This window comes from Paenibacillus terreus (assembly GCF_042138595.1).
Classification (GTDB): domain Bacteria; phylum Bacillota; class Bacilli; order Paenibacillales; family Paenibacillaceae; genus Paenibacillus; species Paenibacillus terreus.
Map to the genome: position 1 here is coordinate 241,835 of NZ_JBHIRX010000004.1, position 24,898 is coordinate 266,732.

Genomic DNA, 24,898 nt, shown 5'->3' on the forward strand with positions numbered 1-24,898 from the left:
ATTGGTCTCATTATGCCCGTATGGATCAGGTTAGATGCAGCGGTTTAATGCACCATTTCCCACTCATGGATTTCGAAGCGTCTTGCCTGATGGGCTACGTAAGGATCATTTTTCACCCATTCCCGTACTTCAGCAAGGGACTCGGATTGGTAAATGACCATGCCTCCCCATCCGTCTGCGAAGCGGCCGTTGGCAAAAACGCGTCCTTTGGCGCGCTGTTCATCCAGATAGGCAAGATGCGCAGCACGATGGGTTTGGCTTTTTTCTTCATCCAGCATCGGCAGCAAAACAGCAAAATACTTCATTGAGATTCCTCCCGGAGCAACTATTCCATATTCGTAACTATTCGAAATTCAAACCATCCGGAAATGCCATTTTATCGCCCCTCCCGTGGTTTTCCAAAATATAACCGAAAAAAAGAAAACCCGCAACAAAACGCTGCAGGCTAAGCAACTACCCTTTGACGGCACTGATTTCACGCATTTCATCCTGAAAAAAACGGTTGGAGATGATATACTGCACAATTTCCGAGTGCTCTCCGTTCAGACTAATGACATTCGTCTGCAGCGCAACCCCTGTCACTTCCGCGACATCGATTGGCGAAAGAAGCCCCTCCCGCACTTCTTTGCGTGCACATATCCCTGGCAGGAAGCAAATCCCGGCTTTGTTCAACACAAGCTGCTTCGCTGTCTCCGCGTTATCGGTATGAATATGAATGGCCGGAGGTTTGTTCAGGGATTGGAAAACACGGTGAATTCGCAGCCAATCCAGCGCGCCGCATTCAAAGAAGACGAACGGCTCATCTGCAATCCTATCCAGCGATACCTCCCCCATTCGGGCAAGAGGATGGTCCGCAGACGTGTAGAGGCGAATCGGGTCCTCATAATATTTCACGGATTGCAGGTATGGATGACTTATACCACGGACAAAACCGATATCCAGCTCCCTGTTCAATACTTTTGCTGCAATGTCGTCCGTACCGGCCGTCGTCACTTTGATTTGCAGCCCCGGATATTCCGCCTTCAGCTTGGGGAGCAGCTCCGGAATAATATAGTTGGAGACGGATATAGTACATCCAATCCGCAGCTCATTCGGAATCGTCCCCTGCTTCTGGATATGCTGCTTCCCCTTCTGGTAAATTTGCAGCACCTGCTGTGCGTACGGCAGAAACTGCCTTCCTTTCTCGGTCAGCTGCACCTGCTTGCCCAACCGGTCGAACAAGCGGCAGTCCAGCTCCCGTTCCAGGGTTTGAATTCTTGCGGTGACAGACGGCTGCGACAGAAACAATATTTCCGCTGCCTTGTTAAAGCTGCCATAATGATATACATAGACAAAAGCTTCAATATTCTCGATATTCATGGGCATTTCTCCTGATCAAATCAGAGTAGGATTATCGTTCGGAAACAAAAAGAGACCTTCAAAGCACAGCAAGCCCATGTATCTTCCTGGGTTGTATGCTTTGCAGGTCTCCGGTTGACCGGTTGATTATTCTATACTTTAAACTCAATAACCAAGTATGTCAATCAGATATTAGTGATTAAATGATCTGGTTCCCCTTCTATGTATGCCTGCTTTCCCAGATCGTGCTTGGAATTTCACGGCGCAGCACAGGGGCGACCTCGGAAGCAAAGCGCTCCATCTGCTCCCGCTGCTCCGCTTCGCTTAGGCCGTCTACGCTGATGGAGAGCACCTGATGCCCGAAGGCATCATGGTATTTTAAAATCTTCTCGATCACGCTATCAGGGCTTCCCACGAGAATTGGCCCATCCTTCAAATTATCCTCCAGGCTATCAAATGGAGACCGGTTGTGCTTCGCTGCATCCGTAGCTTGGAATGTTTCGTAGTAAGGACGATAGCGCCTAATCGCCTCCTCCGTTGTGTTGGACAGGTAAAGGCTCCCCGCCCCAGCTCCGACAATCGCATCCTTGGGGTCGTGTCCGTAATATTGCCAGCGCTCTCGGTAATGGTCGATGAGCGCTTTGTATTTCGCAAGCGGGTGAAAGGAATTGGATGAAAACAGCGGCTCGCCGTATTTTGCGGCCAGTTCGGTGGACAGCGGACTAGAGGCGCTGCCGTGCCAGACCGGAATTTGCTTCTGATATGGCCGGGGCATTACAGTGACTTCATGCAGAGGCGGACGATATCGCCCCTGCCAGGTAACGTTCTCTTCACTCCATAATCTTCTGAGCAGTTCGTATCTCTCGGCAAGAGATTCCCATTGCTCCTCCTCCGTAATACCGAAAAGCGGATAATGGCGTGGATCATTGCCTTTGCCGATAATCATCTCCAGACGCCCTCCGGAAAGATGATCCAATGTCGCGTAGTCCTCGGCCACCCGCACCGGATCCAGGACACTGAGCACCGTAACCGTCGTTAACAAGCGGATTCGCGTCGTTCTGGCTGCAATGGCCGTTAAGAGAATCGGAGGTGAAGAGGACAGAAACGGAGGCCCGTGCCGCTCCCCTACACCATAGGCGTCAAAACCCAGTTCTTCGGCAAGCATGGCCTGCTGCAGTATGTTTTGAAATTTTTGCTGCTCCGACAAGCTTTCGCCGGTAACTGCATTTCGGATATTCATCACTAGACTGAACAATACGAATTTCATGGGCGATCTCCTTGACTGCCTGGTTTGTAAATGCCTGGAACAATTAATGATGAAGCCTTTCTTCCTCCCTGCTTTGAATCCATACACTGAACAATTCGGGGTTCACAACCTTCCTTAGCAGATGCATCGTGCCATCCCCGTTGTTACGGTCAACGGATTCGATCCGTTCATACCCTTTCCTTTCATACATGGCGAGCAGCCACGGATGCTTCTCTGCCGTTGCCAGGGTAACGGCGGGCGCGCCGAGCTTATCCCGGATTATGGACTCCTCCACCCACGCCAGCAGCTTTGTGCCGACTCCGAGACCTTGATATTTTGGATCCACCGCGAACCATTTAAGGAAAGGAAGACCTGTGTCCCATAGATAGAGCTTTTCTTTCGATAATGTTAATGTAGCTGCAATTTCACCGTTCAGCTCCAGCACATAACATTCATTCTTCACAATATTGTCTTGTACAAGTGCCAGATCGGCATGAGCGGCCGGCCATTTCAGCTCCAGCTCCCGAATTGTGGAGTAGGCTTCATAAATGATATATTGCAGCCTCTCGGCATCTTCCAACTCAGCAAGACGGATGAGCTCACTCACGCTGGCCTACCTCCTCCGAGAATGCAGCGGCGGAAGCCTGTTTGATGCGCTCGATTTGCCCTAGATGATGGTGGACATGCCTCGTAAAACCTGCAACAATATCGGCTGCCCGCACGGTATCCCCCTTGGCGTTCACTGCGGTCTTTTCCCAATCCTCATCGGTTAACCGTCGAAACAGAAGGGCGTTGTATTGAAGCAGATGTTCGAATAACGCCAGAATATCGGCCGCTTCACCGTCATTTGCTTTCTGCCCGCTCACCCACGCGTCTTGATCAAAAGCCGGCAGCCTGGCCGTCGTGCCTGCCAGCGTATCGCGAACCCGGAAAGAGACGACGATATTGTGATCGGCAAGGTGAGCCAGCACCTCGGTAACGCTCCATGATTCCGGTGCCGCCTTCCATGTCAATTGTTCTTTATTTAAACCTGCTGTGGCATCAACCAGCTTATTGTGTGTATCAAGGTATGCCTGAATATCAACCTGACTCATTTGATTTCCTCCCATCGGTTCTGCCTTGAGATGAACTGGCTATTACATTCCCAAAATGACTTCTTTCTTCTTTACCCACCTGTTTACTTGGTTATACACCGACTTTACCAGCCTTGCTCCAATCTGACTAATAGAATCGATCTATGCTTGTATTGAAAACATCAATTAGACGTCACAGAACTGCTGATGATAGGGTTTCAATATATTCCACTTGACCCATAGGAATAATGTTATTTAAATGTTGATCAATGAAAAAGGAGTGAACGAAATATGATCACCGTGAAAGCGCCCCATCATTATTGGAATGAACCCGATCTTTTGCAAAAAAGCGGTTCATTGATTGCGCCCTACGGCAAGAAAGCGTTTATTGTTGCAGGCCAGAAAGCTCTGGAGGCGGCAGGTCCCGCGTTTCTCGAAAGCCTGGAGCAAGCGGGAATTACCCGCACCATCGCCCTGTTCGACGGGAAGGTTACGGCAGCGGAAATTGAAGAATATACCACAAAAGCTGCGGCACAGCCAACAGATGTAGTCATTGGCGTCGGCGGAGGCAAAGCCCTTGATCTGGCCAAGGCGATCGGCGGCAGGCTGCATCTGCCAGTCGTTACCGTGCCGACTATAGCGGCTACTTGCGCATCCTGGGCGGCTGTCTCCATCCTCTATGACGAACTGGGGCGCTTCTCGGGGTATTTGGCGAATGAGCATTCGCCGGCATTGGTGCTTGCGGACACACGGGTGCTGGCTGCTGCTCCCAAACGTTATTTAGCCTCTGGGATTGGCGACACCATTGTGAAATGGTATGAAATCGCCGTGAATTTGAGCGACGAGCCTGACGGGCTTGATGTGCAAATCGCAACCCAAACGGCCAGGCTGGCTCTCGACCGGCTGCGCCGCCACGCTTTGACGGCATATGAAACGGCCGGAAGCGGGGAAGTAACCCCGGCCCTAACGGAAACGGTCAATGACATTATCGTGCTCGCCGGTTTGGCCGGAACAGTGCAGGGGTTAAAGCCCCGTGCCGGTATCGCTCATGCTATACACAACAGCTTGACTTTTGTCCCGCAGACCGCAGGCACGCTGCACGGCGAGAAGGTAGCTTTCGGGCTGCTTGCCCAAACGGTGCTGGAAGGGAGAGCAGAACACGAAATCGGTGAGCTGGCGGCGTGGCTTCACAGCCTGAAGCTCCCGGTCACGCTCCGTGAATTAGGGATCACCGAAGTCACGCCAAGTATCGTGTCTGATATCGCCCAAAGAGTTCATCTGCGTGAAGAAACGGCACAAGGACTGAGCTTTGATGTGAATGAATCCAGTCTTGCCGAAGCCATCCAGCAAGCGGATCAATGGGGGCAGCGTGCTCAGCAAGAAGCCGTTCTCGCGAAATCATAGAACGAACATATACAGGAAAGGTGGAATCCCGGTGCTTCAAGTCAAAACATTGGCCTCCCTTGCCTCAATTTCCTTAATTATTCTTCTATTCGCCGCCGGCTGCGGCAGTAATGCTTCCTCCCCGGGGGATTCGAAGGCTGTCACGACAGCTTCTTCCGCCCCGTTGGCAGGATTAGATGAAGCCTCGTCTTCCGTTGATCTCAGCACAGTGACGCTGCGTGTCGGGCAGACGGGCTGGAGCAATCTGGAGCTTGGCTTTAAAGCTGCAGGGCTGAGTGATAACCCTTACAAAGTGCAGTACAGTGTATTTCAGGGAGGCAATCTTCAGCTCGAAGCGATGGCCGCGAGCAATATTGATCTGGGCTCCACCAGTGAGATCCCCCCTCTCTTCGCTTCCCAGGCGGCAAACGGGGGCAATTTTAAGATCATCGCCTCTTTCGAATCGACCACACTGAACCAAGAGCTTGTCATTCCGAAAGGCTCACCACTCAAAACCGTGGCGGATCTGAAGGGTAAAAAGGTAGCTTATGTCAATGCCACAACGGCTCATTATTTCCTGGCGAAAATGCTGGAGGCGGCCGGCTTGTCCTGGTCGGATATCGAAGCCGTGCCATTATCTACGTCGGACGGTTTAAGCGCATTGATCAGCGGCAAGGTGGACGCGCTGGCAAGCTACGGCAACGCGATTATTACCGCTCACCAGAATGGCGCGACGGAACTGGCCAGTGCCAAGGATATTTTATCCGGAAATTTCTTGTATGAGGCAACCCCCGAAGCCATTAATGATCCGGCCAAACATGCGGCTATCGTTGATTATTTGACACGACTGAACAAATTTTACGCCTGGACTCGCAATAATCAGCAGCAGTGGGCCGAAATTACGGCAGCCAACACCAAGCAGCCTGTCGAACAGGCGCTCAATACGCTGAAGCTTGGGGAAGAACAGCGACCATCCAAACTCTCCTCCGACTTCGAAAAAGCAATCGCTTCCCAGCAGGAGGTTGCGGATACGTTAGCCGGGCTGGGTCTTTTAAAGAATGATTTGGACGTTAGCTCCATTTGGAGCAGGGAATTTGAAGAAGAGTTGCAGCAAATCACGGCCGAATCCAAGTAGAGAAGTGAGCTAAAGAAAGGAGAGCAACTGCAATTGAAAATGTCGAAAACTAAATTGTGCTTCCATCGGGTTGCCCCCTGGATCATTCCCCTTCTCATTCTGCTCGCCTGGCAGACGCTCACCAGCACGGGGATCATTGCCAATAATGTGCTGCCACAGCCTCTTCAGGTATTGAACGTTTTTATCGGCATGCTGAAATCCGGCGAGCTGCTAACGCATATCGGGATTAGCGCCAGGCGTGCTTTCAGCGGATTTTTGATCGGCGGCGGACTCGGCTTCCTGCTTGGATTAATCAACGGCTTCTGGCGAACAGCGGAAAAGCTGACCGACTCATCTATCCAGATGATTCGCACCATCCCCCATCTTTCGTTGATCCCGCTCGTTATTATCTGGTTCGGGATTGAGGAGCCCGCCAAGCTGGTGCTGGTCTCGCTTGGTGTATTTTTCCCCATGTATTTAAACACGTTCCACGGCATCCGCTCGATTGATCCGGGGTTGATCGAGATGGGGCAAGTATATGGGCTAAAACGTTTCAGTCTCTATTGGCATATTTTCTTGCCGGGTGCGCTCCCTTCGATTCTTGTCGGCGTCCGCTATGCCCTTGGCATCATGTGGCTCACACTGATCGTCGCCGAAACGGTAGCAGCCAATTCCGGCTTGGGGTATATGGCCATGAATGCACGCGAGTTTTTTCAGATGGATGTCATCGTATTGAGCATCCTGATCTATGCACTACTCGGCAAACTGTCGGACAGTGCGGCGAAGCTGCTGGAGAGATGGTGGCTGCAGTGGAATCCGAATTATTCTGCACGATAATCTGAAGGGAGACAGTAACATGCCTCAGACAACAAACGGATCTCACATTCATATCCACCAGGTATCGAAACAGTTTGACGAGTATCCGGTTTTAACGGACGTGAATGTGACGATCGAGCAAGGGGAATTTATTGCCATCGTGGGCCGGAGCGGCTGCGGCAAAAGCACGCTGCTCCGCTTAATCGCAGGCCTTGATCAGCCTTCCGCCGGCTCCATCCAGCTTGACGGCCAAAGCGCCGGGGCACTGCATGAGGATATGCGCGTTCTGTTTCAGGAGGCACGTCTTCTTCCCTGGAAACGGGTGCTTGATAACGTTCGTATCGCCGCCGCAGGCAATGACAAAACAAGCGCTGCGGAAGCACTCGCGTGGGTTGGGCTGGAGAAACGCGGTAGCGATTGGCCAAGAGTGCTGTCCGGAGGGCAGAAACAGCGGGTCGCTCTGGCACGGGCACTCGTAAGCCGGCCCCGGCTGCTGCTGCTGGATGAGCCGCTTGGTGCGCTTGATGCGTTAACCCGAATTGAAATGCAGCAGTTGATTGAACGGCTGTGGCTGGAGCAAGGGTTTACCGCCATTCTCGTCACACATGATGTCAGTGAAGCCGTCACTCTCGCGGACCGTGTGCTTCTGATCGAGGATGGAAAAATCGCGATGGACATCAAGGTAAGCATGGCGCGCCCACGCGAACGGGACAGCACCTTCGTCTACTATGAGAATCTCATTCTGGACCGGGTATTAAACAGGGACGCAAGCGAGACAGAGCTTTTACAGTCCAGAAAACTGACCTACTCCATTTAATCATAACTTTGCGAAAGCGGGTGAAAGGATGTCCACGCCATTCGATCTATTTTCATTTGCCAAACGAATCCCTGCCACGCCGTCCATCGGCAGCACAACCGTCACGAAGCCGGATCATATTCATCTATCCTTCGGCTTTGCTGCACCGCATTTATTTCCTATTGAGCAGCTGTCCCGTGCCGCTTACGAGGCTGTAGCACAGCATGGAAGAAAAGCGCTGCAGTATTCCGGCTCCGGCGGTCCGCGCAAAATCCTTGAATGGATACAGAACCGCTCGTTTGTGCACGGAATCAAGGCCGAATTGAATCAAATTATGGTCACCTATGGTTCAACTCAGGGCATTGATTTGGCGGCCAGGATGCTGCTTGATCCGGGGGATCATGTATGGGTAGAATCCCCCTCCTTCTTCAGTGCACTGCAGGCCTTTCGTACGGCCGAGGCGGTAATCACCTCTTTTCCTATTGATGAGGACGGTCTGCGCGTCGATTTGCTGGAAAATGCCCTGCTGGAAGCAGGCCGCAATAACAAGCCTATCCCCAAATTTATTTATACGATGCCAACCTACCATAATCCCGGCGGGGTCACGTTATCAAATGAACGGCGCAGACGGCTGGCTCAATTGGCGGAGACGTATAACTTCTTTATTGTCGAAGACGATGCCTATTCGGAGCTTAATTTTAGCGGCCGCAAATTCCCTCCCCTCTATACGCTGATTCCGGAGAGGGTCATCTACCTGAACACCTTTTCCAAAATCATTGGTCCCGGTCTGCGTCTGGGATGGATGATCGCCGACAAACGGGTGATCGACAAGGCAAGATTGCTGAATCTTGGCGGCAGCATCGGTGTGTTTACGCAGGAAATTTTGGCGCAGCTGCTTGATGGTTTTGGCTTTCAAGAGCATGTGGATCAGCTCATCCTGCATTACAGTGAGCAGAGGGATGTCATGGCGGAGGCGGTGCAATCGTGCTTCGGAGATCATGTGACGTTTCATTTGCCTGAAGGTGGATTCTATATATGGCTGAAATTCGGCGAACATATCAATACGAGTGATTTTCTGCGGGATGCAGGCAAGCTGGGTGTCAGCTTTGTGGACGGAAAAAGCTTTTTTGCAGAGCCTGAAGGTTATCAGTATGCAAGGCTGTGCTTCAGCTATGTGAGTGAGGAGCAAATCGTACGAGGCGTGAATATTTTGGCGGATGCTTATTTTGCCTATGAGGAGCAGCGACTCTTTGGGCTGACAAAACAGCAGCCTCTGTAGTGTTTGCGTTCTTTCGCAAGCTGTGAGACGCTCCGAGAACGAAGCATTCCTCCAATCGCTGTTACCCCCGAATTTCAAGGATTATAATTGTCTCGTCAAACCCTGGCCAACTGGATGCTGCATGGTGCAAACCCCTGGCTAAACCTGGTATATGATCGCATGCATCAGCTTCTTTTGCGTCTAAAAGAAATGGCTGGTCAAACAGTGTATCATCAAATAATCAGGGGTTCAATGAATTTATTGGCCTGAATGCTCCTAAATTCATCAAATTTTTCTCATCCATATCGTCTTCAGGTGTATACAAAACGAGGGTAACATCGTCGTATTCGCCTGCATAAAACGTGTTGGAACGAACATTAATTTCACCTGCAGAGGGATGCTGCATTTTAAAATGGTTATCATCCCGAAAACACTGGACGTCATGGAGTTCCCAAATCGTTTTGAAGTCTTCGTTCACTTCCAAAAGCTTCATAATAATTTCAATGATGTAGGGATCTTCCATCCGCCGAGCAAAAGTGTAACGAAAAGCTGCGAGTAGCTTTCGGGCCGAGTCTTCCCAGTCCGCATAACGGCCTCGTACAACGGGGTCGTTGAACATTAACCAGATCAGATTTCCCGAACAGTTTTTCATCTTGTTAGACTGCAATCCAAATACTTCAGTGGCTGTCTGATTCCAAACTAACAGATTCCACTGACCGTCAATGGCGTAGGCTGGCAGATGTATATATTGATCAACGATGCGTTGAAGCACAGGGGTGGATATTTGCAGATATGACACATCTGAAACCGATTCCAGAGGGATCTTGCGATCCGCTAGGACATAGAGATGAACTCTTTCATCACGACTTAACTTTAAAGTACGGGCCAAGCTTGCGATGACACTATCTGATATACCCACGTCTCTCCCTTGTTCAAGGGATGTGTACCAAGACACTGAGATTCCTGACAAAACCGCCACTTCCTCCCGGCGAAGGCCCTTAGTTCTTCTATGAGAATTAGAGTTGTTACTCAGTCCAACTTGTTCTGGTCTTGTCCTGTTGCGACGGTTTTTCAAAAATTCAGCAAGCTCCTTACGCCGCAGTTCGTCATTCAAGAGTCTCATCCCCTTTCCAATGATCTATGCTTAATAAATTGTACCATAATCTTATAACGAATATAAATTGTACCATAATCTTATAACGAATGCATTTGTTTTATCGGATTTCGTGTGAGTTAAGTTAAGGTACTAGTTTTTATAGTAGCATAAACACCGTACTAGTTGACCCTTAGATCTCGCGGTATGATGTTCCTGCAATCGAATATAAATCCAACAAAAAAAGGAGAATAGAAGCATGAATTTACATGAGCATGGAAATCGGATAAACGATTTCAACAAAATTGTTTTTGAACGTAGGGCGATTAAGAAATACGATACTTCTGTTAAGATTAGCCGCGATGAAATGAAGGATATATTAACCAAGGCGACCAAGGCTCCCTCGTCCTATAATTTGCAGTCATGGCGTTTCCTGGTCATTGAAAGCGAAGAGGCTAAATCCAAATTGCTGCCTTTGGCCATATTCAATGGGCAACAATACAATGAACAACAGATAGTAACTTCATCTGCTGTAATTGCAATTTTTGGTGACCTAGAGCATGTTGCGAGTGCGCCAGAAATTTTCAATGCAGAAGTAAAACAGGGGTCAATGACTGAAAATGTGAAAGAATATATCCTTGAGGCTATCAATATTCATTATAGCAATAGCCCGGATCATTTTCGTAAAGACGTGGCCTTAACCGATGGCGGACTGGTGGCTATGCAGTTAATGCTGGTTGCACGTTCTTACGGTTATGACACTTGTGCCATGGGTGGGTATGATAAGGAGAACATTGCTGAAATATTTGGATTGGACAAGGAACGTTACGTTTCGGTTATGCTGGTATCCATCGGTAAGGCAGATTCTGATGGCCGCCCTTCAACACGAAAGCCGATTGCCGATGTTGCAGAGTGGAAATAAACGTTGAAGCTGCGGCAACTGCTCGAATAGATACTGCAGATAAGCCTGCGGCTTCAGGTCATTCGCCTTTGCGGTTTCCGCGATGCTGTAGATGATCGCACTTGCTTTTGCTCCGCGCGGCGTGTTGCTGAAGAGGAAGTTTTTGCGGGCACAGCTCGCGGAGCCAAAGCCAGCGCGAATATCTACAGTGTGATGGAAACAGCAGAAGAAAATGGCCCTTTTTAGCTGTAGAAATACGGGGGTAAAGGCGAACGCTGCCGCTTTTCCGGAATCGCTTCGTCCTCTCCGCTGCATCGTGCGTGTCCATACCTAAACCTAAAATAAGATATCGCTCTTTGGCCAAGACCAAAGGAGCTCCCACGATTCGCTTTGAGCAAAAAGGGGTCCCACCAACATTTTAACGAAAATATACGCTAAGCCCTCGGATACCAAATATGCACCTCCAATTGCTAGTTGTGTCTAACAATTGGGGTGCAGTTCATATCCCAGGGCGTCTTTTTTATTGCTTGAATGATTAATATCATGCCTTAGGCATTTCGTTGCAGATTGGCGCCTGAAGGAGCCAACGTAGCCTGCTGTAAAATTTCGTTCATTTCCTCCCGTGAAATCTTTACTTCGGGATCATAAGTGTATTTATTTAAAGCAGACACATTATTTTTATTTTGTGAAATTACGCAAAAAGGACGAGTTATGCTATGCGATGTACTAAGGGACGATTGAAGCTGACATCTCCTTTAATGCGTTAACGTCGACCTCGGGGCATATCCGCCCAGTTCGGCCACCAGTTCGGCAAATGCGTCATCCAGACGCTCTTTTAGTTTCTCCGTTAGCTTGAACCCACCGTCTTCCAAGCGGCCCACCCATTGATCCACGGAAAATACACCGCCGAGAATGCGGGTTCCACCTAAGGCTCCAACCACCGACTTCAGCGCGTAATCAACGGCAAGCAGATGCATAACCGACTGTCCGATGAACAGCGGGAGTACGGGCTTATCCGCAAATCCTTTTTGCGGGATCAGATCTAATATCGTTTTCAGCGCCCCCGAATAAGTGCCCTTATAGATCGGACTCGCGATAACAATGGCATCAGCCTCCTCGATCAACTCAACAGCTTTCTGAATGGCCGGATGGCTGAAGTCAGCTCTAAGCAATTCCTCTGCAGGCAGCTCTGTTGCTGACACGACAGCAACGCTGTAGCCGGCAAGCGTAAGCTGCTCTTCCAAATAGTCTGTCAGTCCGAACAAACGGGAGCCCTCCTTCGGGCTCCCAATAATAAAAACGATCCTGCTCATTTTGCTCCTCCTTGCCCTGCAGTAGCCTTCTTTCTGGCATAGCGGTTTTCCGGCACGGGCAGCCCGAGATTGCCGCGCAGCGTGTCGCTTTCATACCCGGTTCTGTAAATGCCCCTTTCCTGCAAAATCGGCACAACCTGATTCACAAAATCCTCAAGCCCTGTAGGGATAGCGGATGTAATCATGAACCCGTCAGCGGCTTCCTCTTCAAACCACGCCTGAATCTGATCCGCTACCTGCTCCGGAGTTCCGATGAAACCGCTGCGCGGTGTCGCGGCTTGCAGCGCTACCTGTCTTAGAGTCAGCCCCTTCTCCCGTGCGTTCTTTTTAATCTTGTCCGTACCGCTTTGAAAGCTGTTTTTACCGAGATCCCCGAGATCCGGGAACGGTTCGTCGAGCGGATATTGCGAGAAATCATGATGCTCGAAAAATCTGCCCAGATAATTCAGCGCATTCTCAATGGTCACTAGCCCGGCAATCTCCTGGTACTTGCGCTCGGCTTCCTCTGGCGTACTGCCGATAATCGGCGAGATTCCAGGAAAGATCAGCACTTCTTCCGGATTTCGTCCGAACGCAGCCGCACGGTTTTTCACATCCCGATAAAATTCCGCTGCCTCCTCCAGCGTCTCATGACCGGAAAATACCGCATCCGCTTCCTTGGAGGCGTAATTTTTGCCAACCTCGGACGACCCCGCCTGGAAAATAACAGGCTGCCCCTGTCTGGAACGGGCGATATTCAGCGGACCTTTAACGGAGAAAAACTTGCCTTGATGATTCAAAGTGTGCATCTTCTCGGGATCGAAAAATACGCCGCTTTCCTTATCCCGCACAAAGGCGTCATCCTCCCAGGAATCCCACAGGCCGCGGGTGACTTCGAGATATTCGGTTGCGATCTCGTATCGCTTGTCATGCTCGGGATGCTCTTTGCCGCCATAGTTCAGGGCCGAACCTTCCAGCGGGGATGTAACGATATTCCATCCGGCGCGGCCCCCGCTGATCATGTCCAGCGAAGCGAATTGGCGGGCTACGGTAAAAGGCTCGCTATACGTAGTCGACAATGTGCCCACAAGCCCGATATTTTTACTTACAGCGGCCAATGCGCTCAGGATCGTGAGCGGCTCGAACCGGTTCAGAAAGTGGGGAATCGATTTTTCGGTAATGTACAAGCCGTCGGCAATGAAGATAAGGTCAAATTTTCCTTCCTCTGCCTTCCGGATCCATTGCTTGTATAATTCAAAATTCACGCTTGCATCGGGCCGGGCATCCGGATGACGCCACATCGAAGTTCCTCCTCCCACACCATGCAGGAGTGCCCCCAGTTTTAGCTGTTTCTGCTTCGCCATGTTCCTTCCTCCTCATTTATGTGGTTCTGCAGTTCCCTGCCGCTTCCATGCTGTGTGCTATCATACCTGTTTCCCGCCAGAGCCTTCTGCATAATAACCCAGAGCGCGTACCGCTATGCCAGCCAAATAATCGGCTGCGACCGGCAGCGCGCGTTCATCCAGATCAAATGCCGGATGATGCCACTCCTGACTGCCTGATGTACCCAAAAATAAGAACAAACCCGGCACAAGCTTCTGGTAAACGGCAAAATCTTCTCCGGCCGGCGATGGTGCGGGGACAACCGGCAGAAGTCCCAAATGCTCCGCCTCCTGCCAGGCCAGCTCCGCCAAAGTTTCATCATTGATAGCCGGAGGCGGCCCCTCAATCCAGCGCACCGCCGCACTTGTTCCAAAAGCGGCTGCAACTCCTTCGATAACTTGATCGAAGCGGGCCAGCACACGGCTGCGTACTTCCTCATCGAAGGTACGAACCGTTCCTTCCAGCACCGCCTTGTCGGCGATCACGTTCCAGGTCGAGCCGCTGTGCAGCTTCGTTACACTGATCACCGCACTATCCAGGGCGCTGACATTACGGCTGACAATGGATTGCAGCGCCGTAATGATATGTGAGGCGACTACAATGGGATCGATGCCCGCTTCCGGGACCGCGGCGTGTGAGCCTTTCCCCTGCACTTCGGCTTTAAATCCGTCCGCAGCAGCCATGATCGGCCCTTGTTTAATGCCGATCGTGCCTACCGGCAGGTCAGGCTTGTTGTGCAGGCCGAAGATAGCCTGCACGTTGTCGAGAGCGCCGTTTTCAATCACCTGGCGGGCGCCGGCCGCTTTTTCTTCCGCAGGCTGAAAGATCAATCGAACGGTACCGTTGAGATCTTCCTCGCGTTCTTTGAGCAAATAGGCGGCCCCAATAAGCGAGGCGGTGTGGAAATCATGGCCGCAGGCATGCATTTTGCCCGGAACGGCAGAGGCGAAAGACAGTCCTGTCTCCTCTTGAATCGGAAGTGCGTCAATATCCGCCCGCAGCGCGATAACAGGCCCTCCGTGTCTTCCACCCACCTCTGCAATGACACCTGTCCGGAGCGGGTATTCCGCAATGCGGATTCCTGCCGCTTCAAGCCATCTTCTGATTCTCGCTGTAGTCTCGAACTCTTCATTCGACAGCTCCGGATAACGATGCAGCTCCCTCCGGATTTCCGTCAAACGGCCTGCCAGAGCGGCAGCGCTCCATACCTCCGTCTCCTTGCTCATACATTTCCCCCCTCTGGTATCAAGTTCTGACCTCCGCGAAAGCTTCGCTGAGCAGCTCGTACGAGCGCAGCCGTTTTTCGAACGGTGTCACGTTCGTGGTCACAATAAACTCCTCAATACCCGTCGCTTCCTGCAGGGCTAGCAATTTATCGCGCACGCTCTCTTTGGAGCCTGCCGTGATCAGCGGCTCTTTCTCCTCAATCGTGTAGGGCTCCCCGGACTGGCGTCCAAATTCTTCCGCTTGCTCCAGCGTGCTGACCGTGACCTTGCGTCCGCTGGCCAAATGAACCTTCACCAGCTTTTGCGGCGGGATCAAGCTCTGCGCTTCCTCATCGGTGTCCGCCACAATCGCGGAAAGCGCCAATATGATTTGCGGCTGCGTTCCCGTCCTGTGATTGAAGCTGGCCCGATATTGCCGCACTGCTTCTACGGCAGCCTCCTCATCGCCGCCAATGAACAATGAGAATACGTATGGCAGTCCCAGGCCTGCGGCCAGCTCGCTGCTGCCGCTGCTTGCTCCAAGCAGATGAAGCTCTGGGGCCAGCGGGGGGATCGGCGTTGCTTTCAGTCCGGCGAGTTCTCCGTCTTCATCCGGCTCAACAGCCAAATACCTGCGCAGCTCAACAATTTTATCCGTCAGGGATAACGGATTTGCGATATTCTGTTGCAGTGCCTGTGTGCTGCGCGGCAGCCCGCCCGGCGCGCGGCCGATACCCAGATCGACCCGGCCCGGCGCAAGCGAAGCGAGCACATGGAAATTTTCCGCTACTTTATAGGGGCTGTAATGCTGCAGCATAACGCCTCCCGAGCCGATGCGGATACGTGACGTCTTTGCCAGCAAATAAGAAATGAGCACCTCAGGGGACGATCCTGCCACCTGCCCGGAATCGTGATGCTCCGCTACCCAGAAGCGCTTGAAGCCAAGCTCCTCCGCTTTTTGCGCCAAAGCAACCGTATGCGCAAGAGCTTCTGCCCCTGTCTCGCCCTCATAAATCGGGCTCTGATCCAAAACGCTTATTGTAATTGTCATTGCTTCCTGCCTCCTAGATGGAATAGCTTGCCTCCGGAATTAACCGCTTCAAAAACTGCTTCGTCCGTTCCTCCTTCGGTCTGCCGAACAGCTCGGCGGGGCTGCCCTCTTCCACAATCACTCCGCCGTCCATAAAAACCACGTGATTGGCAACCTCCTGCGCAAAGCTCATCTCGTGCGTCACAATGATCATCGTAATGCCCTCCTTCGCGATCTTACGGATGACGGCAAGCACCTCTCCTACAAGCTCCGGATCAAGTGCGGAGGTAGGTTCGTCGAGCAGGATCACTTCAGGCTCCATGGCCAAGGCCCTTGCGATGCCGACCCGCTGCTGCTGTCCTCCCGAGAGCTGGCTCGGATAGGCGTCAAGCTTTGCACCGAGTCCAACCTTCTCCAGCAGCTGGATGCCGCGTTTCCGAGCCTCAGCCTTGTTCAGCTTCTTCACCACAATGAGCCCCTCGATGACGTTCTCAAGCGCGGTTTTGTGAGCAAACAAATTGTATTGCTGAAATACCATCGCCGAGCGCTGGCGCAGCTCATGAATCTCCTTTTTCCCGGCATGCTTGCAGTCCAGGACAAAGTCACCAATGTGTATGGTCCCGTCGCTTGGCCGCTCCAAATAATTGATACAGCGGAGCAGCGTTGTTTTCCCGGAGCCGCTTGGCCCAAGAATGGCTACAACCTCGCCTTTTCCGACCGTCAGCTCAATTCCTTTGAGAACCTCGCTGCGGCCGAACGATTTTCGAATGCCGCTAAGACGGATCATGCTACGCCTCCTTTTCTGTAAATATTGATCCTGCGTTCAATCATGCCGGTAATGCGCTCAATCAGAATGGTCAATCCCCAGAAAATGACGGCTGCGGCGAGGTATGCCTCGAAATATTTCCAGTTGCTTGAAGCTACGATCTGAGCCTTCGCGTTCAAGTCCACCACCGACACTGTAAAAGCCAGTGTTGAGCCGTGCAGCATACCGATAACTGAGTTGGACAAATTCGGCAGGCTGGCCGCAAACGCCTGCGGAAAAACGATGCGGCGCAAGGCCTGGGCAGTGGTCATGCCGACCGACCAGGCCGCTTCCAATTGACCGCGGTCGACAGCCTGCAGCCCGAAGCGGACAACCTCGGACATATAAGCGCCTGAGGTGATCGAGAACGAGATGAATGCAAAAGCGATCATCGGAATTTTCGCCGAGTTCCAGCCCAGGTCCAGCAGAGCGGACAGTCCATCAACGATCACAGGCAAACCGAAATAAATTAACAGCAGATGAGTCAGCATCGGTGTCCCGCGGACAAAGGTCACATAGGCTGTCGACAGCTGGGACAGGACCGGAATATGGCGCATGCGAAACAGTGCCGTGAGCGTACCGATCACGAAGCCGCAAGAGACGGAGACGACGGTGATGTACAGCGTGGTCGGGATAGCGGATAAAAGCTGGACGAACGCTGCCCAGATAAATCCCGGATCAAGATTCATAACCGGACACCTCCTTCTTGCCCGGGACGGGGCTTGGCGGACAGGCGACCGAGCGTCAAGCGTCTGTGGCCGGCTGATCGGCGGCCGCTTCCTTCATCCGGGCGCATATGCCGCTGCAGCTTTCGTTCCGCGAGCAGCAGAATTCGCTCCAGGACCATGCTGATCACCAGGTAAATAAGAGCGAGCGAAAGGTAGGTCTCGATAAAATGCTGGCTCAGCTGCCCAAGTGTTTCCGCCTTCCCCGTCAGCTCCATGACGCCCAGTGTAAAGGCAAGGGAAGTATCCTTCAGCATGGCAAGCACCAGATTGGAAAAGACGGGTACGGCGATGGCCAAGGCCTGCGGCAGAATAATGCGGGTAAATGCCTGATACCCCGTCATCCCGACCGCATAAGCCGCCTCGACCTGTCCGCGGTTAACAGCAAGCACCGCCGCGCGGATATTTTCAGAAATGTAGGCTCCCGCATGAAGCCCGAACGTTAAGATCACAAAATAGAGAACTGGCAGCTTCGCGATATCAACCGAGACAAGCTTTAAAATCTCCGGAAGCCCATAGTAGAACAAAAAAAGCAGAATCAAAATCGGTGTTCCGCGGAAGAAGGAAACGTAGAGCACCGATAAATGCTGAAGAACAGGCACTTTGTAAAGCCGAGGCAAGGCTACCAGCAGCCCTACAATCAAACCCAGTACAATTCCCCCCGCTACGATCAGCAAAGTAATATCCAAAGTGTCCAGCAGCTTGGGGATAAACTTGAACACATAGGTGATATCGAAGCCGTATTCCATCTTACGGTCTCACCTTTCTCTTAAAGTTCACGACGCATTGGCTGTAAAGTCCTCACCCAGCCACTCCTTGCTCAGCTTGCCCAGCGTACCGTCGGCTTTGATCTCCTTCAGGGTGGCATCAATGTCATCCGACAGCTTCTGCGCGTCAGGATCATTCTTGCGGAACACGAACAGAATGTCCGCCGCGGACAAGCTGTCGCCTACGGTTTTCAGCTTGGCTTGCGGGTCGATCAGAGAAAGCGTAAAATCCGCGCCGATTGTGGCATCGACCCGTCCGCTTGTAATCTGGCTGACCGTATCGTTCGCCGCTCCGTTTTTGTAAACAATCTCGATTTTCTTGTCATGATCCTTGTTGTAGTTTTCAAGAATTTGCGCCGCGGCGCTTGTCGCGCTTGTCAGCACCTTTTTGCCGACCAAATCGTCCAGATTCTGGATCGAATTATTGTCTTTGGCGACGATGATTTTGTTTTTCCAGAAGGCATACGGCTCCTTGTTGAACAGGTATTTCTGTTCACGCTCCGGATTTTTCTCCATCTCATGGGCCACGAAATCAATTTTCTTTGTTTCCAGGCTCAGCAGCAGATTGGAAAATTCCATCGTCTGAAACTCGAATTCATAATCAGGAAGACGTTTATCAATTTCTCTTACAAGCTCAACGTCAAATCCGGTCAGTTTACCATTCTCGTCGATATAACAAACCTTTTGGAACGCTGTTCCGGTACCGACGATTATTTTTTTGGCTCCGGCGCCCCCTGAACTGCCTGAAGTCGCATTTGCTGCATTTTCCGCGTTTTGCCCGCTTCCATCGTTGCTTGTATTTGAACCGCAGCCTGCGGTCACGATGACCAAAACCAGTGCTGCAAATAGCAATCTTATTTTCTTCATTCTGTTGACCTCCGTCATTTGCTCTTGATCATTGATTGCCAAAGCCAAACTATTACCGCTGCTTTAAGGCTTCCTGCTGCCCATGAGTTTGCTCGAACAATTCAGGGTTCACAATTTTGCGCAGCAAATGGCCAACTCCATCACCGTTGCCGGGATCAAAGGAATAGATACTTTTATATCCCCGGCGCTCGTACATGGGCAGCAGCCACGGATGCTTCTCGGCGGTACCAAGGGTTACAGCAGGCGCACCGAGCTTGTCACGGATGATATGTTTTTCCACCCAGTCGAGAAGCCTGCCGCCATATCCTTTGCCCTGCTCGGCCGGGTCAACGGCAAACCATTTAATGAAGGGCAAATCCGTAATATGCTTCACATCGTCTCCCTTTGAAAGAGTAATGGTTGCAACGATCGTACCGTCTGCTTCCAGCACATAGCATTCATTTTGCGAGATATTTTCCTTTATTTGCTCCAGATTGGCATTTGCAGCCGGCCAATGCAGCTCCAGCTCGCGGATCGTGGTATAAGCCTCAAATATTAAAGCCTGCAGCCGCTCCGCATCATTCAATTCTGCCAAACGAAAATGTTCGCTCATGAATGAATCCCCCTTGTTTCTAAATTTATAATTCCTATGCGCATAGTAAGAATTGATGTGATAATAATGTACCACCCGTTTCATGAGCGCGCTAATAGACTTTCTCTATCGTTCGATTGAAAAATGCTAAAATTAATCCTCCGCTAACTGTCTCTCTTTCTCCAGATACCCTTTCAATATCCTTGCAATTTCCCTCATTCCCGAGACATCGGCCAGACCTTCGGCTTCCGGATTGTAATTTGTATTTGTATTGACATCATACGTATAGGTCCTGCCTGCTGAATCGGTAATAAATTCAATGCCGGCGAAGCTGATTCCGTTTTGCTGCAGGAATGCTTCATATTTGGCTATGAGCGGATTGCTGAATCCTTCGATGACTTCAAATTTCGGACGTGACGAGGTTCCTTCCCCAACCGGGCAGAGCTGCTCCCCGATTTGGCAGGCATCCGCAGGACATAACTGAAATCCTTCCGAGGTATCCACTCTCACCGCGTAGTAGAACTTCCCGTCGATAAATTCACAGCGGGTAATCACCTGATCCTCGTTTTGGATGTACTGCTGGATCAAGGTTACCCCATCCACTGAATCCTCAAAGGCTGCGCTGTTTACGTAGGTCTCCAAATTTTCCAGGCTGTCAAACAGGTAGACGCCAAGCCCCTTTCCCGCACGATTATGCTTCGTCATAAAGGTCCGGTACGGAAAATTTCTCGCGGCTTCCAGCACTGCCTTTTTACCCACCGCGGCAACGGTAGCAGGAGTCTCAATACCGAACTTTTGCAGCTCCAGATACTGCTTCACCTTGTTGACTTCAAGCTCCAGCGCGCGGCTGGTGTTAAGCACGGTTCTTCCATGATGCTCAAGCCATGCCAGCACATTCGCGGTATATTCGGGGGCGTATCGATGATTCCGTGAGTGGGATGATGCGCTCATGCGATTGTAGTACACGCCGCTTGGCGGACGCTGGCTTAAATCCAGTCGGCCTTCGTCCAAATGCCAGAATTCGTGCGGCACCTCCAATTCCTCAAGCGCTGCCCGAAGCGGGACAATCCAGCTTTCATTTTCGTGGATAATATACGCTTTCGTCATTTGTTATCTCCTTCACAGCTCACGGTTTGTCAGACGTTCAATCACATGGGCCAACAGCTTCGTTCGCGGAACGAGCGATTCAATAACCAGATACTCATCCTTGCTGTGCGCCTTGCCGCCTTTCGGACCCAATGCATCGATGGTTGCAATGCCCACAGAGGAGGTAATATTGCCGTCCGACCCGGAACCGACCTTTTTGTCATGCAATTTTTCTCCCAGCTTCAGCGCTTCCTCCTGAACAATGCTCAGCAATTCTTCAGTCCGCTCGTTCTTGATCATCGGCGGCCGGGTAATACCGCCCTGCAGCTCCAATGAGGTTCCTTCAACATCGACGCGGGAGCAAATCTCCCGAATGCTGCGGTCAAGCTCTTCCGCCTGGGCTTTCGTTTCCATCCGCACATCGATATTGGCAAAAGCATGCGGTGCGATCGTATTACTTGAGGTGCCTCCCCCGATGACCCCAACATTGACATGCACGCCCGCCTCGGCATCCGTCAATGCGTGCAGCTTGATGATTTTATGTGCCAGTTCGGCAATGGCACTGCGTCCTTTTTCAGGCTCGGCTCCGGAATGGGCAGCGACTCCGGTTACGGTCAAATAGTATTTTCCGCCCCCTCTTCTTCCCGTAACCAGAGTTCCGTCCTCATCGCACGGCTCGACAATCAGGGCATACTTGCTTAATTTTGCAAATTCCTCTATCAATGAACGGGAATGAACCGAGCCTACTTCCTCGTCAGAGTTCAGAATAATCCGCACATTTTTATAGCTGTCGCTTCCTTTCTCCTGCAAATATTTGATGGCATACAAGGTTGTGATTTGGCTGGCTTTCATATCAAATACTCCCGGTCCGTAGGCATACTTCTCGTCTCTTGAAAAAGGCCGCTCCGCAACGGTTCCGGCAGGAAAGACCGTATCCATATGCGCAATAATGAGAATTTCCGGATGCTGCGCCTCCGGATGAGTGATCACAAGGTTGTTCCCTCTTTCCTTCTGTTCCTGCACATCCACCTGAAAGCCGATCTCTTTATAAAGGCTACCTAGCTTGGCCGATACTAAATCCACCCCTGATTTCACAAAGGTTCCGCTTTCAATATTGACGATTTCCTCAATGAGCAGCAGCATCTCCGCTTCTTTCTGCTTCCAATCTTTACTAGACATGAAGGGTCATTCCTTTCTAATTTAAAATGGTCTCTGCTTTCAGGTCGTCATGATATAGATGGCACCGCACACTGTGTCCCTGGGATAATTCCATGGCAGCAGGCTTAAGCTGCTTGCAAACATCCATCACATACGGACAGCGTGTATGAAACACGCAGCCTGACGGCGGGTTGGCAGGTGAAGGGATATCCCCCTGTAACAGAATCCGCTCTCTCTTTAATTTGGGATGGGGTGCCGGGATGGCGGACAGCAGAAATTGCGTGTACGGGTGCAAAGGGCGGGCAAACAATTCATCCGTCGGGGCTTGCTCTACCAAATGTCCTAGATACATCACTCCAATTCGGTCCGCAATATGCCTGACTACACTAAGATCATGGGAAACGAACAAGTAGGACAACCGATATTCGGTCTGCAGTTCAATTAATAAATTCAGGATTTGCGACTGAATGGATACATCAAGTGCAGACACAGGTTCATCACATATCACCAGTTTGGGCCGCAGCGCAAGCGCTTTGGCAATACCAATCCTCTGCCTTTGCCCCCCGGAAAATTCATGCGGAAACCGCTCCGCATGCCTGGCACTCAACCCTACGCGGCTTAACAATTCAAGTACGCGCTCATGCCGCTCATGTCTGGAGCCCTGACCATGAATGGCCAACGGCTCAGCAATGCTGTAGCCGACCCTTTTATTGGGGTCCAGGGATGAAAGAGGGTCCTGGAAGATCATTTGCACCTCTCTTCTTAACGCTTTGATCTCTCTTCCCCGCAGCGTAAAAATGTCCTGATTCTGAAAGCAGGCTCTGCCGCTTGTAGGTTCCGTTAAACGAAGCAGCGTCCTGCCGGTTGTGCTTTTCCCGCTTCCCGATTCTCCGACCAAACCGTAGGTTTCACCTTCATGTATTGAAAAAGAGACATCCTGCACCGCCTTCACCTGATTTTTTCTCCAGAAAGGTCCGGATTTGGCAGTGAAATATTTCGTTAATTGTTCAACCTGCAGCAGAGGCTGTTCACGAATCGGTTGTTCACTCATGGTGTCCCGGACTCCCCCTTCTTTCTTCAGCAATGGCAGCGTAATGCCAGCACCTTATTTTTTGTCCGTGTGCGGTTTCTTCCAAACGAGGCGGTTGTGAACGGCAAATGTCGGTGGCAAAAGAACATCTGGGCGCAAATCTGCAGCTGCCGCTCACTTCTTTCATTGAAGGCACAGAACCTCTGATTTCATATAACCTGCCCTTGCGCTCTCCGTCCAACCGGGGCACGGATTTCAGCAGACCAACCGTGTACGGGTGCAAAGGATTATCAAACAGGGTTACAACATCCGCTTCTTCAATAACCTCGCCCAGATACATCACGATCACCCGTGAGCACATCTGGGCAACTACCGACAGGTCATGCGTAATGAGCAAGATGCCCATGCCAAGCTTGGCTTTCAGCTCATTCATCAATTCCAGAATTTGCGCCTGGATCGTGACATCCAGCGCCGTGGTCGGCTCATCTGCAATCAGCAGCTTCGGTTCACAGGATAAGGCCATCGCAATCATAACCCGCTGCCTCATTCCTCCTGATAATTCATGAGGATATGCATGAAACCGGGCCTCGGGATCAGATATGCCGGTTAAGCGCAGCAGTTCTACAGCCCTTTGTTTCGCCTGGGCTTTGTTCAGCTTTTGATGCAGCATAAGTGCCTCCATCATTTGATCGCCAATGGTAAATACGGGATTCAGTGATGACATCGGATCCTGAAAAATCATCGCTATTTCATTCCCCCGCACTTCCCGCATCTTCTCCTCAGGCAGCTGCAATAAATCCGTACCGTTGTAGAGAATCTGCCCTCTGTAATCTGTCGATTCCTCATCAAGCAGACGCATGATCGATTCGGCGGTGACACTTTTTCCGCATCCGGATTCCCCGATAACGCCTAACGTTTCCTCGGAATCAATATGAAAGCAAACACCGTCAACCGCCTTCATGAAGCCTGTTTCCGTAGGAAATATGGTTGTTAAATCTCTAACTTCCAATAGTGAGGTCTGGTTCATTGCGCTCTCTCCTGCCTACACTCGTCTTCTTGTTCTTTTGGACACGCCGTTTCTTTTTGGTTTTGGGATCAAGGAAATCACGCAGTCCGTCTCCGATCAGGTTCAGACCAAGAATCAGCAAAATGATGCATACACCTGGGAACACCGTCATCCACCAGGCGTTAAAAATAACGTTTTTCCCGTCAAGCAGCAAATTGCCAAGACTTGGCGCCGGAGCAGGAATACCCGCACCGAGAAAGCTTAAAGAAGCCTCGGTTAAGATGGATACCGCAAAAATAAATGATGTTTGAATAACCACCGGCGAGAGCACGTTTGGCACAATATGCAGACCGATAATGCGAAAGGGCCCCGCCCCCTGTGCCTTTAATCCTTCGATATAGGTTTTCTCTTTGACAACGAGCGCTGCCGATCGAACAATCCGGGCAATCGACGGGATGTACACAATGGACAGAGCGATAATGACATTTATGGTTCGCGGCCCCATAATAGCAACGATAGATATAGCCAGCAAAATGGACGGGAAAGCATATAAACCGTCGCAAATTCTCATCAAAATATGATCACATACGGCATAATAAGCCGATAGCAGTCCAACAGCCAGACCGATAAGGCCTGAGATGATCGTTACCGCTCCTCCAACGAGCAAAGAGACCCTTAAACCAAAGATGACACGTGTATATACATCACGCCCCAAATTATCGGTTCCGAAATAATGCTCGCCGCTTGGCGGCTTAAGCCGGTTCAGCGCCTCAATCGAATACGGATCATAGGGCGTGATCCAGGGAGCAATGAGCGCTGCCAAGGTCATTAAGGTGATACATACGGTCCCCGTGACCAGCAGAGGGTTCGACCAGTATCTCCGCAGCGCGATGCTGTACCTGCCGGAAGCTGGCGCCTTGCTGCTTCGCTCAATTTTGGGCATATAGATCCCCCT

25 protein-coding genes and 3 pseudogenes are annotated in these 24,898 nt (G+C 51.1%); 6 read left to right on the forward strand and 22 right to left on the reverse strand.

The features are described from left to right. Positions 1-44: 44 nt before the first annotated feature. The 5 genes from ACE5KN_RS10255 to ACE5KN_RS10275 all read right to left on the reverse strand — a co-directional run bounded on the left by ACE5KN_RS10255 (position 45) and on the right by ACE5KN_RS10275 (position 3,678). Entirely contained in the window at positions 45-305 is a 261-nt protein-coding gene (locus ACE5KN_RS10255; RefSeq protein WP_375526528.1) for a YciI family protein, read from the reverse strand. A 148-nt stretch (positions 306-453) separates the two neighbouring features. Then, positions 454-1,359, reverse strand: a complete 906-nt coding sequence (locus tag ACE5KN_RS10260; RefSeq protein WP_375526529.1) for a LysR family transcriptional regulator — start codon at positions 1,357-1,359, stop codon at positions 454-456. A 199-nt stretch (positions 1,360-1,558) separates the two neighbouring features. After that, entirely contained in the window at positions 1,559-2,605 is a 1,047-nt protein-coding gene (locus tag ACE5KN_RS10265; protein ID WP_375526530.1) for an LLM class flavin-dependent oxidoreductase, read from the reverse strand. A gap of 43 nt (positions 2,606-2,648) precedes the next feature. Next, positions 2,649-3,191: a GNAT family N-acetyltransferase gene (locus tag ACE5KN_RS10270; RefSeq protein WP_375526531.1), complete on the reverse strand. Its 543-nt coding sequence runs from the start codon at positions 3,189-3,191 to the stop codon at positions 2,649-2,651. Next, positions 3,184-3,678 (reverse strand): DinB family protein, encoded by a 495-nt coding sequence (locus ACE5KN_RS10275; protein ID WP_375526532.1) that lies wholly within the window; start codon positions 3,676-3,678, stop codon positions 3,184-3,186. Before ACE5KN_RS10275 ends, ACE5KN_RS10270 begins: the two co-directional genes overlap by 8 nt. Before the next feature lie 270 nt (positions 3,679-3,948). Here ACE5KN_RS10275 and ACE5KN_RS10280 point away from each other — a divergent pair, with 270 nt between their 5' ends. The 5 genes and pseudogenes from ACE5KN_RS10280 (at position 3,949) to ACE5KN_RS10300 (ending at position 9,045) form a co-directional block, all read left to right on the forward strand. Beyond that, positions 3,949-5,061, forward strand: a complete 1,113-nt coding sequence (locus tag ACE5KN_RS10280; protein ID WP_375526533.1) for an iron-containing alcohol dehydrogenase family protein — start codon at positions 3,949-3,951, stop codon at positions 5,059-5,061. Beyond that, complete coding sequence (locus tag ACE5KN_RS10285) at positions 4,976-6,175, forward strand: ABC transporter substrate-binding protein (RefSeq protein WP_375533076.1); 1,200 nt, start codon at positions 4,976-4,978, stop codon at positions 6,173-6,175. The genes ACE5KN_RS10280 and ACE5KN_RS10285 overlap by 86 nt, the downstream gene beginning before the upstream one ends. 39 nt (positions 6,176-6,214) lie before the next feature. Then, complete coding sequence (locus ACE5KN_RS10290; protein WP_375526585.1) at positions 6,215-6,991, forward strand: ABC transporter permease subunit; 777 nt, start codon at positions 6,215-6,217, stop codon at positions 6,989-6,991. A 121-nt stretch (positions 6,992-7,112) separates the two neighbouring features. Further along, positions 7,113-7,787, forward strand: a pseudogene (locus ACE5KN_RS10295) (ATP-binding cassette domain-containing protein); the annotation flags it as partial. A 28-nt stretch (positions 7,788-7,815) separates the two neighbouring features. Then, complete coding sequence (locus tag ACE5KN_RS10300) at positions 7,816-9,045, forward strand: aminotransferase-like domain-containing protein (RefSeq protein ID WP_375526536.1); 1,230 nt, start codon at positions 7,816-7,818, stop codon at positions 9,043-9,045. A 220-nt stretch (positions 9,046-9,265) separates the two neighbouring features. Here the strand turns inward: ACE5KN_RS10300 and ACE5KN_RS10305 are convergent, their stop codons facing one another. Beyond that, positions 9,266-10,138: a helix-turn-helix transcriptional regulator gene (locus ACE5KN_RS10305; RefSeq protein WP_375526537.1), complete on the reverse strand. Its 873-nt coding sequence runs from the start codon at positions 10,136-10,138 to the stop codon at positions 9,266-9,268. A gap of 238 nt (positions 10,139-10,376) precedes the next feature. On the opposite strand from ACE5KN_RS10305, the gene ACE5KN_RS10310 reads away from it, so the two are divergent. Next, entirely contained in the window at positions 10,377-11,039 is a 663-nt protein-coding gene (locus tag ACE5KN_RS10310; RefSeq protein WP_375353228.1) for a nitroreductase family protein, read from the forward strand. Here ACE5KN_RS10310 and ACE5KN_RS10315 read toward each other — a convergent pair. From ACE5KN_RS10315 to ACE5KN_RS10390, 16 genes and pseudogenes are all read right to left on the reverse strand, one after another. Beyond that, a pseudogene (locus ACE5KN_RS10315) lies at positions 10,998-11,186 on the reverse strand (transposase domain-containing protein); the annotation flags it as partial. The gene ACE5KN_RS10310 and the pseudogene ACE5KN_RS10315 sit on opposite strands and share 42 nt — an antisense overlap. A gap of 392 nt (positions 11,187-11,578) precedes the next feature. Beyond that, positions 11,579-11,710 (reverse strand): annotated as a pseudogene (locus ACE5KN_RS10320) (nitroreductase family protein); the annotation flags it as partial. Between the two features lie 63 nt (positions 11,711-11,773). Continuing rightward, a complete protein-coding gene (gene ssuE / locus ACE5KN_RS10325; RefSeq protein WP_375526538.1) occupies positions 11,774-12,331 on the reverse strand; it encodes an NADPH-dependent FMN reductase in 558 nt (185 codons plus the stop codon). Continuing rightward, the gene (locus tag ACE5KN_RS10330) at positions 12,328-13,674 is read right to left on the reverse strand and encodes an LLM class flavin-dependent oxidoreductase (RefSeq protein WP_375526539.1); all 1,347 of its coding nucleotides are present in this window, start codon (positions 13,672-13,674) and stop codon (positions 12,328-12,330) included. Before ACE5KN_RS10330 ends, ssuE begins: the two co-directional genes overlap by 4 nt. Before the next feature lie 60 nt (positions 13,675-13,734). Beyond that, entirely contained in the window at positions 13,735-14,919 is a 1,185-nt protein-coding gene (locus tag ACE5KN_RS10335) for a M20 peptidase aminoacylase family protein (RefSeq protein ID WP_375526540.1), read from the reverse strand. A gap of 19 nt (positions 14,920-14,938) precedes the next feature. Next, positions 14,939-15,949, reverse strand: coding sequence for an LLM class flavin-dependent oxidoreductase (locus ACE5KN_RS10340; RefSeq protein WP_375526541.1), 1,011 nt, complete (start codon positions 15,947-15,949; stop codon positions 14,939-14,941). A gap of 13 nt (positions 15,950-15,962) precedes the next feature. Next, positions 15,963-16,715: an amino acid ABC transporter ATP-binding protein gene (locus tag ACE5KN_RS10345; protein WP_375526542.1), complete on the reverse strand. Its 753-nt coding sequence runs from the start codon at positions 16,713-16,715 to the stop codon at positions 15,963-15,965. Next, positions 16,712-17,422 carry an amino acid ABC transporter permease gene (locus ACE5KN_RS10350; RefSeq protein ID WP_375526543.1) on the reverse strand — a complete coding sequence of 237 codons (711 nt, stop codon included), beginning with the start codon at positions 17,420-17,422 and terminating at the stop codon, positions 16,712-16,714. The genes ACE5KN_RS10345 and ACE5KN_RS10350 overlap by 4 nt, the downstream gene beginning before the upstream one ends. Then, positions 17,419-18,207 (reverse strand): amino acid ABC transporter permease, encoded by a 789-nt coding sequence (locus tag ACE5KN_RS10355; RefSeq protein ID WP_375526544.1) that lies wholly within the window; start codon positions 18,205-18,207, stop codon positions 17,419-17,421. The genes ACE5KN_RS10350 and ACE5KN_RS10355 overlap by 4 nt, the downstream gene beginning before the upstream one ends. 27 nt (positions 18,208-18,234) lie before the next feature. Next, the gene (locus tag ACE5KN_RS10360; RefSeq protein ID WP_375526545.1) at positions 18,235-19,092 is read right to left on the reverse strand and encodes a transporter substrate-binding domain-containing protein; all 858 of its coding nucleotides are present in this window, start codon (positions 19,090-19,092) and stop codon (positions 18,235-18,237) included. Positions 19,093-19,144: 52 nt separating this feature from the next. Next, positions 19,145-19,684, reverse strand: coding sequence for a GNAT family N-acetyltransferase (locus tag ACE5KN_RS10365; protein ID WP_375526546.1), 540 nt, complete (start codon positions 19,682-19,684; stop codon positions 19,145-19,147). A gap of 132 nt (positions 19,685-19,816) precedes the next feature. Then, positions 19,817-20,770 carry an ATP-grasp domain-containing protein gene (locus ACE5KN_RS10370; RefSeq protein ID WP_375526547.1) on the reverse strand — a complete coding sequence of 318 codons (954 nt, stop codon included), beginning with the start codon at positions 20,768-20,770 and terminating at the stop codon, positions 19,817-19,819. Between the two features lie 12 nt (positions 20,771-20,782). Further along, the gene (locus ACE5KN_RS10375) at positions 20,783-21,928 is read right to left on the reverse strand and encodes a M20 family metallopeptidase (protein ID WP_375526548.1); all 1,146 of its coding nucleotides are present in this window, start codon (positions 21,926-21,928) and stop codon (positions 20,783-20,785) included. A 16-nt stretch (positions 21,929-21,944) separates the two neighbouring features. Then, on the reverse strand, positions 21,945-22,958 hold the full coding sequence (locus ACE5KN_RS10380; RefSeq protein WP_375526549.1) for an ABC transporter ATP-binding protein: 1,014 nt from the start codon (positions 22,956-22,958) through the stop codon (positions 21,945-21,947). Then, entirely contained in the window at positions 22,951-23,964 is a 1,014-nt protein-coding gene (locus ACE5KN_RS10385) for an ABC transporter ATP-binding protein (protein ID WP_375526550.1), read from the reverse strand. Before ACE5KN_RS10385 ends, ACE5KN_RS10380 begins: the two co-directional genes overlap by 8 nt. Then, the gene (locus ACE5KN_RS10390) at positions 23,936-24,886 is read right to left on the reverse strand and encodes an ABC transporter permease (protein ID WP_375526551.1); all 951 of its coding nucleotides are present in this window, start codon (positions 24,884-24,886) and stop codon (positions 23,936-23,938) included. Before ACE5KN_RS10390 ends, ACE5KN_RS10385 begins: the two co-directional genes overlap by 29 nt. Between the last annotated feature and the right edge of the window lie 12 nt (positions 24,887-24,898).

Coding starts and splice junctions, on each gene's coding strand:
- ACE5KN_RS10355 (WP_375526544.1), bottom strand. CDS start 18,207: ATGGAATACGGCTTCGATATCACCTATGTGTTCAAGTTTATCCCCAAG.
- ACE5KN_RS10385 (WP_375526550.1), bottom strand. CDS start 23,964: ATGAACCAGACCTCACTATTGGAAGTTAGAGATTTAACAACCATATTT.
- ACE5KN_RS10365 (WP_375526546.1), bottom strand. CDS start 19,684: ATGAGCGAACATTTTCGTTTGGCAGAATTGAATGATGCGGAGCGGCTG.
- ACE5KN_RS10285 (WP_375533076.1), top strand. CDS start 4,976: ATGAATCCAGTCTTGCCGAAGCCATCCAGCAAGCGGATCAATGGGGGC.
- ACE5KN_RS10370 (WP_375526547.1), bottom strand. CDS start 20,770: ATGACGAAAGCGTATATTATCCACGAAAATGAAAGCTGGATTGTCCCG.
- ACE5KN_RS10310 (WP_375353228.1), top strand. CDS start 10,377: ATGAATTTACATGAGCATGGAAATCGGATAAACGATTTCAACAAAATT.
- ACE5KN_RS10275 (WP_375526532.1), bottom strand. CDS start 3,678: ATGAGTCAGGTTGATATTCAGGCATACCTTGATACACACAATAAGCTG.
- ACE5KN_RS10265 (WP_375526530.1), bottom strand. CDS start 2,605: ATGAAATTCGTATTGTTCAGTCTAGTGATGAATATCCGAAATGCAGTT.
- ACE5KN_RS10380 (WP_375526549.1), bottom strand. CDS start 22,958: ATGAGTGAACAACCGATTCGTGAACAGCCTCTGCTGCAGGTTGAACAA.
- ACE5KN_RS10255 (WP_375526528.1), bottom strand. CDS start 305: ATGAAGTATTTTGCTGTTTTGCTGCCGATGCTGGATGAAGAAAAAAGC.
- ACE5KN_RS10340 (WP_375526541.1), bottom strand. CDS start 15,949: ATGACAATTACAATAAGCGTTTTGGATCAGAGCCCGATTTATGAGGGC.
- ACE5KN_RS10330 (WP_375526539.1), bottom strand. CDS start 13,674: ATGGCGAAGCAGAAACAGCTAAAACTGGGGGCACTCCTGCATGGTGTG.
- ACE5KN_RS10280 (WP_375526533.1), top strand. CDS start 3,949: ATGATCACCGTGAAAGCGCCCCATCATTATTGGAATGAACCCGATCTT.
- ACE5KN_RS10390 (WP_375526551.1), bottom strand. CDS start 24,886: ATGCCCAAAATTGAGCGAAGCAGCAAGGCGCCAGCTTCCGGCAGGTAC.
- ACE5KN_RS10260 (WP_375526529.1), bottom strand. CDS start 1,359: ATGAATATCGAGAATATTGAAGCTTTTGTCTATGTATATCATTATGGC.
- ACE5KN_RS10300 (WP_375526536.1), top strand. CDS start 7,816: ATGTCCACGCCATTCGATCTATTTTCATTTGCCAAACGAATCCCTGCC.
- ssuE (WP_375526538.1), bottom strand. CDS start 12,331: ATGAGCAGGATCGTTTTTATTATTGGGAGCCCGAAGGAGGGCTCCCGT.
- ACE5KN_RS10290 (WP_375526585.1), top strand. CDS start 6,215: ATGTCGAAAACTAAATTGTGCTTCCATCGGGTTGCCCCCTGGATCATT.
- ACE5KN_RS10335 (WP_375526540.1), bottom strand. CDS start 14,919: ATGAGCAAGGAGACGGAGGTATGGAGCGCTGCCGCTCTGGCAGGCCGT.
- ACE5KN_RS10375 (WP_375526548.1), bottom strand. CDS start 21,928: ATGTCTAGTAAAGATTGGAAGCAGAAAGAAGCGGAGATGCTGCTGCTC.
- ACE5KN_RS10345 (WP_375526542.1), bottom strand. CDS start 16,715: ATGATCCGTCTTAGCGGCATTCGAAAATCGTTCGGCCGCAGCGAGGTT.
- ACE5KN_RS10350 (WP_375526543.1), bottom strand. CDS start 17,422: ATGAATCTTGATCCGGGATTTATCTGGGCAGCGTTCGTCCAGCTTTTA.
- ACE5KN_RS10360 (WP_375526545.1), bottom strand. CDS start 19,092: ATGAAGAAAATAAGATTGCTATTTGCAGCACTGGTTTTGGTCATCGTG.